Source organism: Gottfriedia sp. OAE603 (genome assembly GCF_040543965.1).
In the GTDB taxonomy this organism is placed as follows: domain Bacteria; phylum Bacillota; class Bacilli; order Bacillales; family Bacillaceae_G; genus Gottfriedia; species Gottfriedia solisilvae.
Genome location: NZ_JBEUNN010000001.1, coordinates 2,873,861 through 2,888,012, shown reverse-complemented (window position 1 = coordinate 2,888,012; position 14,152 = coordinate 2,873,861). Strand labels below are relative to the sequence as shown.

Sequence of the window (14,152 nt, the reverse complement as noted above, 5' to 3'; positions counted from 1 at the left end):
TCCTTAATAACATTATTTTGCATCTTGAAGATTTCATTTGTATGAATTTAAAAAATTAGTAACCTCAGAAAGTGAGGTTACTAAAAGTGTATTACTTAAGTCCGATTTCAATTTTATTATGAACTGCAATCGATGGTACTTTTACAAAGTGGTGTTCAGGTAAAGATAACCCAACATTTCCTTGTGAAAACTGACCAACAACTAAGCACTGCCCTTTTTGTAAATTTCTTAGATCATCTGGAGACGATAATCCAATTCTATTGGCAATGATTTTTATTTCACTTTCTGCAGGAGCGAAATAAATCTTAGTGCCAGAGTTATCTAGTACAGATAATTCTTCTTTCGCGAAATTATTAAAAGACTGAGTAGCAAACCAAGCTGACCATCCGAATTTTCGTCCTTCTCTCAAAATTTTAGCAGAAGGGGAACCATCGTTAAATGATAGATTTTGTGCTTCATCTAATACGACCGGTAGTGGTTTATCTTTCGTTCCATTTTGAGAATAATACCATAAATCCCATAAAATGAATTCTGCTAATAATTTCTTAATCTCATCTTGGTCGTATCCTGCAAGTTGAATAATTGTCACGTTTCCATTAGGCGCAAAAATTTCTTCCCATTCATTTTCAGCATCGTAGTCGAAAGGATCCATATCAACTAATTGGATTAGTCTACTACTTACAGAGGAGATTACAGCCTTGCTTTGTTTTTCTAGATTCTCAAGCTCTTCAAGCAACTGTTCCATTCGCATATTGTCACCGTATTTTTCAATACCATGTTTAGTAGCTTCATAAATCGCACTCTTTTGCTGCTCTCCAAATGACTTATATACTGCTGCAAAAACTGCTACTACTCTTCTAGCTACTTCAGCAGGTTTTTCAAGTTCGCTTATTCCACCAATCTCTTTCTTACGTCTTTGGAAAGGGTTAAGAGGGAAGCCTTCATGATAGACTATTCGCTCTTTTAATCGATCACCTATATTTTCAACAAAAATTGGATCAAGTTGTTGTTCTGTATAACTATTTGAGTAATCTATTACAACTGAAGATTGATTTTGTTTTGACAATTGTAATAGTAAAGATTGAATAAAGTAAGTTTTACCCTGACCAGATCGTCCGCCAATCAAGAGATGTCTATTAGATAATTGACCATGACCAAATTCCCAAAAATAGCTATCTGTTCGTTCGTTACCAATTAGCAATCGAATGTCTTGAAGCGCTTGGTTCCAAGGAGTGTGATTGCTATTGTTAGGTTGAAGAGCGGTATCATCATTTGTTACTGGTGGTTGAATTGTACCATTATCGTTTGGTAAATCGTCTGTTTGGTTTATTCTTACACCATTCACTGTTAAACCTTTAGTTAAACTTTCATCTGGAATTTCTATTGTTTTATTTGTTCCGTGTTCAGTATCATTTCTAAAAGCAGAAACACTTTTATTTTTCATTTCATCTTCAAGTTGTTTTATTGATTTAGATACAGTTGCATAACCCTCAAATTCTGGAACCTCGTAAACAGTAACTCCATGACGTCGAACTTTGCTTTCACCTGTTGCTAATTTACGGAACGAGACAACTACGCCAGCTCCATATTCAGCTTTTAATGAATCAACGATAGCAAATTCATCATTTAATAATTTATCAATGATTTGCTGTGGAAGATCATAATCTCGTTCATTCCAAATACTATTCATAAGCATTTTTTTGGAGTTATTAATAAACAATCGTGCAAAATAATTCCTTAAAAAGCGTGAATCGAATGAGTTTGATTCAACTAGCTGCTCATTTATCCTTCTATTTAATTCAAGTATTTGATTAATACCTTTTTCTATCACAGTTGATTCATTATTACTGATTTTAACTTCGACAGGGTACATATGAAGATTTAATTTGTCTTCTACTATTTCAAGACCCAACATAAGTAAGTCATCACTACAGTTGCCACGAATTCCAATTGTTTTACCAGAAAACAATCCTTGTTTACGGCTTAATTTAACATTGCCTGTTACACGTACAATTTCTTCCATTGAGATAGGTACCCATAAAAAATTTGGTCGATCAAAGAATAAGAGCATTTTCTTTATTGCCGAAACGATACTCATCTTCTCACGTTTATCTTGTCCACGCCCCTGAACAGCTCGGAGTAACCATTCTCCATTGAAAGTATTGAAAGCTTGAATTGCTTGTTCGATATTATCTTCATTAAACGTTACTTTTTGTGAAGATAAAAATTCTTTTATTATATTAAAGTATTGTTCAGACTTGTCTGTAATCGTAATAGCATCATAGCTATTTGTAGATGATAATTGATCAGTATAATGAACAATCACTACATTACTTGACGCTTTTTGGAAATAGTTTAAATCTACAGAAGGATCAATAAATGTAACCCAATGAGATTGTTGATATAGATCCTTTAAAAATTTTTCATCCTCTAAACCAATATGCATAGATAAAGAAATATCTTTCATATATACATCGTGTCCACCGTTATCCATATTTGCAGCTAATTCGTTCATTAGATAAGCGAATCTTGTTAGATCAGTTCGATTAACATTAGCTCCTCCGATACCAAAACCAGCTCTAAATCCTAAGTCATCGGCTTTAGTTGAAACGATAGTAGTAAAGAGACCGTTTAAATTTAAACTATTAGGTAATTCTTTCATTGGTTGCTTCACAATTCGCTCTTCCTGACCCATTTTAAAGAAGGAAACATGTGCATAATTAATTGGATCATCTAGATTGTGTTTCATATATTGAACAATTTTCTGAGTTGCATGTAAAACGTCATCAGCTTCATAGTTATTCATTGAAAAATCGATGCCAATTGTTTGTTTCAGCAATTCTGCACTTGTTATTTCATTTAATGCATCGAATGAACTTGTAGTATTTGCCCAATTTCCATAAGCCGAAATTTCAATCTGACGGAGGTTTGTAAAGCCCTGGCGTAAAGTAATTTCTTTTTTAATCCATTTTACAATTCCATTTAGTACTTCACGGTCATTTGGAATATTAATGATATTTAATCGAATTGGTGCTGTTTCGTCAATAGCGAATAAATAATCATAATGATCACAAAATTGTTCCATTTTTTCATGTACCACTTGCGCTAAATAACTATTAGTTTCACCAATTGTTACAACTTCACGTTTCTTAAATAGATGCCATTCTGGAAGCGAGCTGTCATCTGTTGGTTTACAGATGTTTCCTTGTGTATCAGTGATATAAGGGAGTGTATATGCAGCTTTCAGTTTTTTTATGATATTAGAATCTATCATTTCATCTCCAACTTCACTCATTAATTGCAATTGATAAGCAACATTTAGAGGAGAAAAAGGAGTCATATAAAATTCAGTATCAGATTGTAATGTACCTAATTGAAATAAATTACGATGACTATTATCCATTATTCTATGTGCTTCAATATCCTCAATTGCATTTAAATAGGCTCGAAGATATTCTGTTGCAACATTTTTTACTTCATCATCATAAAATAGTAGGGAAGGAATGGTGTTCTTCTCTTGAATTATATTAATAAATTTCTCATATGCTTCCTCAACTAATTTAGGAATTTCTATTTGATTTGGATACAATTCATCTAATTTTAAACTAGCAGAACGCATGGAAAGTTCAGTCCATTTTTGCTCCCAAATAAAATATTTACGATCATTGGGGAATGTAGAGTATTTATTATTTTCGATTTCTACTTTTTTGGCTTCTTCTAAAAGTGGGAAAGAACTTTGATTTAAACGCTTTTTCTCCCAAATCTTAGGTCCATCAATTGGTAAGGATCTTAAAACTTCATCTCGTAAAGAAATGGGAATTGTATATCCATTATTTCTAATCGTGAAACGAAGCGTAGACTCGTCTTCAGAAATGATGTTTGAAGAAAAAATTATTTTAGCTTCATCATCAATTTCTAAGGTTGAATTTTGTTGTTCAAGTTTTATTGTTGATTTTGCTTCACCTAAATTGATTTCATGTTCTCCATCTAATGTAAGACGTATAGCCTGTTGATTTTTAGGAGTTGTATCAATTAGAAAACCTACTCGATGCGAATCTAAAAATCTAGTCTCAATCTTAATAATAGCAATATTAAAAACGAATTCACTACTAGAACTGTTTTCATGCTTGTACACAACTCGCTCAAATGTTGCTTTTTCATGGTCAATAGGTAAAGTAGTAATAAGAGAGTGACCTTTAGTTTCAGTATGTTTAGAACTAGCACTTATAAGTGATTTTTTTTGAGTATGTCGATCAAATGGAAACTTAATTTCAACATGTGACATATCATCAGATGCAAAGATTAAAAGATGCCATTTTCTTTGTCCAGCCTTCGTATCAGAGGTTGCACGCTTCCAAAATTGATCACTACCGAGTTTTCTATCTAGATTATCTGTTACAGAAATCTTTTCTGGTTCTAAACAAATATCGCGCTTTTGTTTAACCTTTTCTTCCCAAGAAAGTAGTTTACTAAAGTCTTGCTTATACCAGTCTTCGTCATTTAAGCTCTTAGCACCATTATCGTATAAATCCTCTAGTTTTTCTTTGGAATTACCTAGTGTCAAGATTCTCTCTATTTCTTCATGCTTACGATTATTTTCATCTAATCGTTTTTCTATTTTTCGTTGAAGTTGATTCCATTTTCCTGATTCGAAAACTTCATTTTCTTGTTGACTAATCATTGAAATAAGGTCGCTGTCTTCAAAGTAATGAAGAGATCTATAATCCTCTTTAATTAATGAGCTTTTTTCAACAAGTGCTAGTATATCTTTAAAATCTAGGAATGAAGAGTTTTCAATTCGCTGACCTGATTCTCTTTTTTTAAGGTAATGTGCAATTAATTTTCGTTCACTAACCGATAATTTACTGTCTAGTAAAAGTTGATCAAAATATTTGACTATCTGCTTTATATGGAGAGGTAAACCCTCATTTGTTAAACTGATGCTTCCACCTAAAATAGAATCTTTTACGATATCGCATAAGAGAACAAGTGAAGTATTTTCCCATTTATTCAATTGTTTACTCATTTCATTTCGTAAAGTTACAAGGAAATCCTCAGAAGTATTCGGACCTGTCGTTGCGATTACATATTTAATATTTTCATAGTTTAAGCTAATTGTTGTGAATTCCTGATTCCCTTTTTCGTGGGTATAGTTAAATGTATGACTTTCAGGTAAATGCTTTAATGCATCAAACAATGATTCCACATGTTCATATGAAGGTAAATGTAAATAAAATCTATCATTATTATTCAAATGGGCCTCATTAGCAAAAAACTTAGATAATAGTTTTCCAATAAAATTATAAAATTGATTTGACATATTGAGCATCCCCACTATCACTTTTCTTTTCTAAGTAGTTAAGTTTATCTAATGTTTTAATGACTTCTTCTTTTGTTTGATAGTCCATCCAAATACCTCGCTTTTCGAATTCCTTCCATAGCAAGTTTAGTTCAATTCTTTCATCTTTTATTGATACTGCAACTAGAAGAATCAATTGCTCTTGTGAAAGTGATAATAGTGTACCTAATGAACCACCATGTTTTCGATAGAATTTAAGAATGACAGCTTCAAATGCCTTTGGATAACGAGATTTTAATTCATTACCTAAATTGGCAGAAACAGCTTTTACTAAATCAGAAAAAGCATCATTTAATTGTTTCGTTTCATCATAATGCTCAACTGCAATTCCTGTTTTTTCTGTAAATACTTCGTTTAGCCATTTATAGACTGATTCAATATATTGTCTTTCAGCCTCTGGACCTGCCTGTTGCAGCTTTTGATGAATATTATGGTAATAAAGATTTCTTTCTGTAGTAAATGTTGTTTTACCAATAATATTTAGGGCATGTTCGTGTGAATAGAAGTCATTAACTTGTTCCCTTAATAGTTTAAATCCTTCTTTATAATTATTACGCCAACTAGCGCCATTCTCCCAATTCATTATAAAGAATAAAGGAACTAATTTATTTTCATTAAAGTCAGTTAGTTTTTTTGTTTGTAATACAGTTTGTGACATTAATATAAATAAATAGTGAACAAGTAAAATATTAATATTTTCAAGCATAAAAACTGAGTTTTTAGAAAGATGTTTTAAGTCTTCTAAAAATTGGTTTTTTATTTCTTTAAATAAGTTCGGATATATTGGAGTATATTCTTTTGACGAAACTAACTCTTGATTTAACGAAATAATAATATTATTTAATAAATCTAGTTCATTCTCATTTTTAAAATATGAAGTTAACTCATTTGAAGAACCATAAATTAATGTATCAAATAAAAATTTAATATAATCAATTTCACCTTTTTGTTCAGCCTTTGATTCAGAAAGAGGTATATTTTCAATCTGAAATAATTGAGATACCTGGTGACGTTGGACATCATTTGACTGTTCTTGTAGATAGTATTTAAATAGTTTCATAGTTGCATCAGAATCGAATTTGCCTGATTGAAGTAATGCTTCAAAGGTTTCTTCATTTGATTGAGGTATAATATCTTTTTTAAAAATTAAACGAGTAATACCAGCAGTGATTGACCAAAAACCTCTCTCAAATTTCGCACGTTCAGGTTCACGTGTGGGAAGAGGTAGTAGGTAAGTAATATCACGTCTTTCATTTCGATATTTACCTTTTTTATCAAGAGCAAATTTTTCAATCGCTTCAAAATCAAGTTCATACTTTGTCATTAGTGCACCTGCTTTACTTCATACTTAGAGGTTGAGAACTTTGGTTTTTTAAGTTCCAATATCATGCCATCTTTTGTTGAGACAATTAGCATATTTTTTGTTTTATCAGTATTGCGTATCAAAGACTCATAGAATTCAGAGAACTGAATAGCATTTAAAATATCTTTGCGATTCGGTCTATAACCTTTTTGTATTTTCTTAAGTAAGTCATACAAAGAATAATCTAATTCAAATAGATGATTTTTCCCGTTTTGCTCAAATCCAATTGCGATTGAGGGAATAAATTTGGAAATTTCAGTAGAACCGTTAAATGATCCGAATCTTTGTTCATCAACTGCTGGTTCAATTTGTAATGGATAAGCAGTTCTAAACAACTTGTTTGGAGAATCTATAAAAATATAATCTTGTTTTGGTGAACCTTTCCATTTAAACAACACATCTGAAATAAGTTCAAAAAGAGAGCCAATTTCGTCTTCATTTCCATGATAGTAGTGAAATAGGTAATTAATAAATTCAAGATAAGATTGATTTTCTGTTGTTTCAAATAATAGAGAATACTGTCTAACTAAAAGCTTAGAAAATGCAATGAATTCATCATTTTTAATATTAGGACTTATAAAACTCCAAATCTCTAAGTCTTTAGTTTTCTCAATAACTTGTTTAACTTTTTGGCTCAAATCAATAGACAACATAAATTCAGAAACTAATTGATCATTAATATTGCTTCTATACTTAATTGGATCAAGCTTATGAATAGCCTCTAAAAGATGAGAACGGTCAGGATGTCCAAATAAAAGATTTGGCAACATATAATTTATTTTATTAACTAATTTGTTTTCCTCGATTACAGGAACAATAATGTCATATAGTAAATTATAGAAGGAACGCGTTGATACAATAATTTTTTGCTGAACCATAGATTTAATAAGTGTCGTAACAATTGCTTGTTTAATCTCAGGCTGTAGTAATAGTCCAAAGTTTTGGTGAGTAATACTAGTAACACCATTTTCTTTATCTTTAATCCAAGAATTATAAAATGGATTTTCCGTAGTAACAGCAGTGATTTTTTCTAGAATATTAGTAAAAAATATAGAACTTGCTCCTGAGTTTGTTAATTCGTAGGGCTGGTAATCAGCGTAATTTAAAACATGAAATTGATTGTCTGATTGAATGCTAATTTCACTTTGGTTAAAAATGCCAGTCTTATCAATAAAGTTACATAATTGAATAAAACGATTATTAGAACGTTGTTTATTATAGAAGTTATGAAGAACTCCTAGATTAATTGCAATAATAATGTTTTTTCCATCTGAAGGTAAGTGATCGAATTGGTCTAATACCAACTCTAAAGTTTCCAATGAATCTTTAGACGGATTAAATGATTCAGTAGAATCGTTATGAATATAAAAATCATTTAGTAATTCAGGATGTTTTTCCTTTAAATATGCTAGTAAATGACTTTTTCCATCACCAACACTACCACATAATAAAATTAGCTGAGGTTCAGAGCTGTTTTTAATACTTTTAAGAATTTTTTCCAACTCTAACTGTATAGGACGAACGACGTGCATATAATTTCTTAACTCTCCAAAGTTATCAGCATCCGCAACAGATTCCTTTGATGAAGATTGAAGTACACGTAATTGTTTTAATAATTGACTTTCAGGTTGATTATTTGTATTGTCAGCTTCCAAAATGATTTTTTCTGTTATTTTAACAGGTTTAATCACAGGAAAATCACTTGCTTCAGGAGTAGAAGGGGTTATTTCTTTATTGGCTTCAATTTGATTGTTAACAGTTAAAATTTGTGTAACTTCAACACTATCACCAAATTCTTTTATCCATTCTTCAGCAAGTAATAAAAGAATATGCAATGCCTCTTTTGCTTCATTTAGACTAATATTTCTTTGATAAACAATGCGACTTATTTTTACATAATTGAGTGCAAGTTTATATTCTTTCATAGGCGCATTTAAATTAACCTTCATCAAATGCCATCCTTTATCAATGGCTTGCATATGAAAGTAATTGATAGAAAGTTCTTTTAGGGAATGTTTCTTATACAATTGTTGCATTCGTTGGATTGAAAGTTCTCTAAAAAGTAAATCCATATATACGATCTGCTCACTTGGGTTATTATCTATCATTTGCACCATTTCAGAATAAGTAAAAAAAGGCTCATCATCTGGTACTAAAATTTTCAATTTTGTCCATAGATTTTCAAAATTCATATTAAAATTCCTTTCAATTCCTAGTTTTGGCCGGAAAATTACCACAATATTACTATTATATCAAACTAATTTCGATTTTGAATACGTATTCGTGTAACAAAAACTGGTAAATAATAATTTAAATAAATTATTTTCATATTTTACTAAAATTTAAGCCTGTCATATATCATTTTAGTAACACTATGTGTAAATGTGATAATATAAACCTAATTATTTAACTAAATATATTTAAAAGTTAGGTAGTGGATTTTTATACTTTGTTTTGAAGTAGAAAATGGTGAAGTTAAAAAATTAATTTGTGGAGAATTATAATATGATAGAAATAAATCAAAATGAAATAAATAGTTGGATTAGTCAAAGCGAAGGGTATGTATATATTTCAAAACAAAAATTTCATCGTAATGCGGAACTGTTTTTGAGAAATTTTCCTGAAATGCAAAATTCAATAATAGAAAATATTGAAAAAGAGTTAAAGAAATTAAATTTTAAAGTTTCAGAGAATAAAAAAAATAAATATTTTAAAAGAGTTGGAGCTACCTCACTAAATAAATCACTAAAGCATAATTTTAAAGAATTTAAACAAATGAAATTTGAAGTAGAATATAAAGAGGGTATATTGTTTGATTCACCCAAAACAGGTGGATTCGATTTCGCTTTATATGACGAAGAATTTAATGTAACAAATTATAGAAATTATTGTTTTGGTAAAAAGGCCGTTTTCCAAGGAAATGAAGTATGGAATAAAGAAGTAAATAAAAAACGACGTAAAGACTGGAAATTAATTGCTGAAAAATATGAATTACTAAATAAAAGTAATTTAGGACAAGATTTGCCAACCCAAAAAAAGCAACCAACAATAATAGGTGAATTTCAATTTGGTAATTGGGCTTTAGCTTATTATGATATGTTTAAAGTACTTCACTTAGATAATTTAGCAAATATAGATTTATTGATTTATATAACAGCTACAGGTGATTTAAATGAATATTTAAGTGATGGTATTGTAGATTTTGAAATGATGAGTGAAATACTTGATCAGTATAGTAGCATCCTTAAAGTACCTATTTGGCTTATTGGAATTGATATTCAGTCGTAAAAAATAATTTCCTAAAAATACTTAGTAAACTTATATAAACATTATTAAAAAGAGAATCATTAATAGATTCTCTTTTTAATTTACATTATTTCATTTACTTCAAATTCTTATTATAAATCATCTTATACGAAGCCCAATCAATGATCTTCACATTAACTTCATAATTATCAGCGCTACTATTGTAATTAAGAATTAAATTTACAACAGCTTTTTTAGTCTTTGCTTTGTTAGTAATGGATGAATATGAGTGAAAATGATATTGACCTGTTTTTGATACGAAATGCCCTCCTAATTGATCTGTTCTTCCACTGTGCGCGTCAGCGTCATGAAATACAAAAGTTAAACTAAGAATAATTGCAATTAAACTAGAAATAATTTTTTTTGACATATTCTTCCACCCCTTAATATAATCTGTTACTATTTTACTAGTGGATTAATTGTTTATACAATTTAAAAAATTTGACATGAGGAGAAAATGTGGCTATTAAACGATATAACAAACTAGTAAGAGACAAAATTCCTTTAATAATTGAAAACACGGGAAATACATTTGAAACAGAAATTCTGGGACAAAAGGAATATGAAGAAAAATTAAATGAAAAGTTAAAAGAAGAGCTTGATGAATTTTACTCAGCTACTCCAGAAGAAGTCATTGGAGAAATAGCTGATATTATCGAGGTCCTTTATGCTCTAGCAGAATCCAAAGGTATAACCGTTGAGGAAATAGAAAATGTAAGATTGCAAAAGAAAGAAGATCGTGGTGGTTTTAATCAAAGAATATTATTGAAACATGTGGTGGAATGAAAATTGATTTCTCAGGGGGACACTTTCATGGCAAGAAGAACAAAAAAACAGCAAAAAGCAATGGATGAGTTACTTTCATTTTTATTTATAGTGGGTGGGTTTGGATTATATTATTTAACAAAATCTATCTATTTAACAGTTATCATTATAGGATTATGTTTTGTTGGCTTAATGATTTTTATTATGTTAAGAAATGCTAAAAGAAATGAAAGATTAAGACTTTCAGGTATTAATGAAATTGATAAAATGGATGGAGTTGTATTTGAAAAATATTTGAGGGAGATTTATCTTCAAAAGGGTTACAGAGTTTCTTTAACAAGTGTGACTGGGGATTATGGTGCTGATTTAATCTTAGAGAAGAATAATGAGAAAATTGTAATTCAAGCGAAACGTTATGCTAAAAATGTTGGAATTAAAGCAGTACAAGAAGTAAAAGCAGCACAATTTCATTACAAAGCTAATGAAGCTTGGGTCGTTACGAATAATAACTATACAAATGCAGCTATTTCACTAGCCAAATCAACCAACGTTAAGCTAATAAGCCGGGATGAGTTAATTGAATTAAGTCTCTCGGTAAAAAAGCAGCAAGCTAAGTAATAACTAAAAATGATCTAGTAAAATCTTGAAGAACATACAAGTTTACTAGATTTTTTCATTTGCGTTATAATATCTAATTACTCCTTCTGAATTTTTATAATTTTACATTAAATATGTCATAATAAAAGAATTATTAAAATCACTTATTATCTCATTTCAGAAAGGATTCCCATCATGCAAAAGGAAACTATCTTCACAATCGGTGACATTCACGGCTGCTACAACGAACTAAATGAACTACTAAATCAATGGAATCCTGAAAAAGAACAAATAATACTACTAGGAGACCTAGTAGACCGAGGCCCACAACCATACGATGTAGTCCACAAAGCCATCCAATTACAAAAAGATCACGGAGCAATCGTCTTACTAGGAAACCACGAAAGAATGCTACTAGACTGGCTAGACCAACCAGAGTTAAAAAAAGACTACTACTACGGACAAGGTGGATATGAAACAATCAACTCATTCTTTGGATCTGATATAACCAATCACAAAGATGCTGATGAAATTGCTCAATTAATGAAAATTCAATTTAAAACAGGATTGGAGTTTCTAGAAACTAGACCACTATACTATGAATGGGAGGATTTCATTTTTGTACATGCTGGCGTTAATCTGGATCTAGAAGATTGGAAGAATACAATTGAGCGAGAATTTTATTGGATTCGTGACGAGTTTCACCTCGGTAACAACAATACGAATAAAACGATAATCTTCGGTCATACCCCTACATCTATTCTTCATAAAACTGAGAATAAATTTGATATTTGGACTTCACCTTGCAATACGAAAATTTGTTTAGATGGTGGAGCTGTTTATGGTGGGTATTTACATGGCATGAAAGTAAATAAAGAAGGTATTGTATCGACTCATTCTGTTTTATGTAAATCAAGGACAGGGAAATATGAGGTGTGAATAAATATATTCTATTTAAACAATTTAGAAATCAATTAACAACAATGCTTAAGCTCAACGTTTAAAAAGAGAATCGATTGTAGATTCTCTTTTTTTATTTTGGACATTGTGAACAATTAACCCCTACACTTGTTTCCAAAATTTGGTATAATATAAGGGGTCTTTTTTATTTTACACAATGACCAAGGAGGGAAAGAATGAAGATATGTATTTTTAGTGATCTTCACATTGACTTCAATGGAAAAAAGTTAGGTATTACTTTCGAAGAAGAATTTATTACTTTTGTGAAAAAGAAAGAGGCCGATTGTATTTTAATTGCTGGCGACATCAGTAATACAGTTCAAGTTACGTTGAATTTTATCGATCTTGTACAAAATGCTACAGGTATTCCAGTTTACTTTATTCCAGGTAATCATGAAGTTTGGGCTGACGGTGAGGGTGAATCTACTGTTGCTATTGAAGAGCTAGCGAAGCATCCGTCTTGTTTAATACATCATTCGATTGAGTTAACAAAAGAGGTTGTTATTGTTGGTGACAGTGGTTGGTATGATTATAGTTTTATCGAAGAAATGAATTTATTAGAGGAAGATATTAAGGGGTTTAAAGATACGAATTGGGATGGACGTTATACCCACCTAAAATTAACTGATAAAGAGTATCTGAAAGAATGCTTAATTAGAATTGAAGAGAAACTTAAACAATATGAATCTAAACAAGTCATTTTGATGAATCACTTTATACCACATGAAGATTTTTTAATATGGAAATCAGATCGATTTTGGAATCTTTGTAATGCTTATATGGGTTCAAAAAAAATAGGTGAATGTATCAAACGATATAAAAATGTAACCCATTGTATTTTTGGACATACACATAAGCGTTTTGGATGTGTAGAAAAAGATGGTTGTATGTATATTTGTACTCCTTTAGGTTATTATGGAATTGAGTTCTTTGAACAGGATTTACAAGTTATTTTAGAAGAAAGTTGTGTTATTTTAGAAGTTTAAAGTAGAAATAGTAAAAAAGTTTTTTATTTTTAGTAGATTATTCACTTTTAACATTTGTAATATTCTATATAATTGAATTAAATACATAAAAAGGTGAGGAAACAATGAATAAAATTACTAATCAAAACCCTAATACAATTGTTAAACCCGGTGATGAAATAGAGTTCATGTCAATTGAGAATAAACAAAGAGAATTGATGCCAATTTTATTAAAAGGCATCGTAACGAAAGTGATGACAAATTCAGTTATCGTAGATATGAGTAATGATCTAAATCATGTTGGATATTATGAAACTGAACATACTGTTGTAAATCATAAGAAATATAAAATCATTACAGTGGCTTAAGCTGGTTATTAATGATGACTCATTCAGTGAAATCTCCTGAAATAAGGAATTAATTTATTGAGATTCAAATCCTTAAAAAGCTAGAATGGTTCATATGTAAATAGATGTCTAATATAAAAATTTAAACCGCTGAGGATGTTCACCTGAGCGGTTTTTGGCTTGACTAAGTCTTACAAGTGGTCTTTTACAATACTTCACTTTTCACATTCATAAGCAACTAATGTAACGCTTAACTCATCTTCCAAGTTTTCAATCTTACTTTTCGCTTCATCATTCAAATTTGCAATATGAAAATCTTCATTACTTAAATCTTTGTTCATTTCTCATTCTCCTTATCACGCTTTAATATCATTTTCATTTTTCCCATTGTTGAAAAAAACTATCCTTAGATATGGAAAACATTGGGATAGAAATTTTATTTGAATAAAAGTATTTTCGGAAACTAATTGAATAGACAAACAAAAAAATA

11 protein-coding genes are annotated in these 14,152 nt (G+C 30.2%); 6 read left to right on the top strand and 5 right to left on the bottom strand.

Annotation, left to right across the window (positions count from 1 at the left end; genetic code table 11):
- Window positions 1-91: 91 nt before the first annotated feature.
- Genes dptH through dptF form a run of 3 tightly spaced genes read right to left on the bottom strand, consistent with a single transcriptional unit; the run spans window position 92 to window position 8,914 of the window.
- Entirely contained in the window at window positions 92-5,320 is a 5,229-nt protein-coding gene (gene dptH / locus ABID96_RS14825) for a DNA phosphorothioation-dependent restriction protein DptH (RefSeq protein ID WP_377896920.1), read from the bottom strand.
- Window positions 5,301-6,683, bottom strand: a complete 1,383-nt coding sequence (dptG, locus tag ABID96_RS14820) for a DNA phosphorothioation-dependent restriction protein DptG (protein WP_192602694.1) — start codon at window positions 6,681-6,683, stop codon at window positions 5,301-5,303. The genes dptH and dptG overlap by 20 nt, the downstream gene beginning before the upstream one ends.
- Window positions 6,683-8,914 carry a DNA phosphorothioation-dependent restriction protein DptF gene (gene dptF / locus ABID96_RS14815; RefSeq protein ID WP_192602693.1) on the bottom strand — a complete coding sequence of 744 codons (2,232 nt, stop codon included), beginning with the start codon at window positions 8,912-8,914 and terminating at the stop codon, window positions 6,683-6,685. Before dptF ends, dptG begins: the two co-directional genes overlap by 1 nt.
- Before the next feature lie 313 nt (window positions 8,915-9,227).
- Here dptF and ABID96_RS14810 point away from each other — a divergent pair, with 313 nt between their 5' ends.
- The gene (locus ABID96_RS14810; protein ID WP_192602692.1) at window positions 9,228-10,010 is read left to right on the top strand and encodes a BglII/BstYI family type II restriction endonuclease; all 783 of its coding nucleotides are present in this window, start codon (window positions 9,228-9,230) and stop codon (window positions 10,008-10,010) included.
- 94 nt (window positions 10,011-10,104) lie between these two features.
- On the opposite strand, the gene ABID96_RS14805 is transcribed toward ABID96_RS14810, so the two are convergent.
- Window positions 10,105-10,398, bottom strand: coding sequence for a YHYH domain-containing protein (locus tag ABID96_RS14805; protein WP_192602691.1), 294 nt, complete (start codon window positions 10,396-10,398; stop codon window positions 10,105-10,107).
- 89 nt (window positions 10,399-10,487) lie between these two features.
- Here ABID96_RS14805 and ABID96_RS14800 point away from each other — a divergent pair, with 89 nt between their 5' ends.
- From ABID96_RS14800 to ABID96_RS14780, 5 genes are all read left to right on the top strand, one after another.
- Window positions 10,488-10,814, top strand: a complete 327-nt coding sequence (locus ABID96_RS14800; RefSeq protein WP_483301040.1) for a pyrophosphohydrolase domain-containing protein — start codon at window positions 10,488-10,490, stop codon at window positions 10,812-10,814.
- A 27-nt stretch (window positions 10,815-10,841) separates the two neighbouring features.
- The gene (locus ABID96_RS14795) at window positions 10,842-11,411 is read left to right on the top strand and encodes a restriction endonuclease (protein ID WP_377896919.1); all 570 of its coding nucleotides are present in this window, start codon (window positions 10,842-10,844) and stop codon (window positions 11,409-11,411) included.
- A gap of 174 nt (window positions 11,412-11,585) precedes the next feature.
- The gene (locus ABID96_RS14790; protein ID WP_192602690.1) at window positions 11,586-12,329 is read left to right on the top strand and encodes a metallophosphoesterase family protein; all 744 of its coding nucleotides are present in this window, start codon (window positions 11,586-11,588) and stop codon (window positions 12,327-12,329) included.
- A 197-nt stretch (window positions 12,330-12,526) separates the two neighbouring features.
- A complete protein-coding gene (locus ABID96_RS14785) occupies window positions 12,527-13,336 on the top strand; it encodes a metallophosphoesterase (protein ID WP_192602689.1) in 810 nt (269 codons plus the stop codon).
- Window positions 13,337-13,440: 104 nt separating this feature from the next.
- On the top strand, window positions 13,441-13,683 hold the full coding sequence (locus ABID96_RS14780) for a DUF2187 family protein (RefSeq protein WP_087998807.1): 243 nt from the start codon (window positions 13,441-13,443) through the stop codon (window positions 13,681-13,683).
- A 194-nt stretch (window positions 13,684-13,877) separates the two neighbouring features.
- On the opposite strand, the gene ABID96_RS14775 is transcribed toward ABID96_RS14780, so the two are convergent.
- Window positions 13,878-14,003: a hypothetical protein gene (locus ABID96_RS14775; RefSeq protein ID WP_377896918.1), complete on the bottom strand. Its 126-nt coding sequence runs from the start codon at window positions 14,001-14,003 to the stop codon at window positions 13,878-13,880.
- Between the last annotated feature and the right edge of the window lie 149 nt (window positions 14,004-14,152).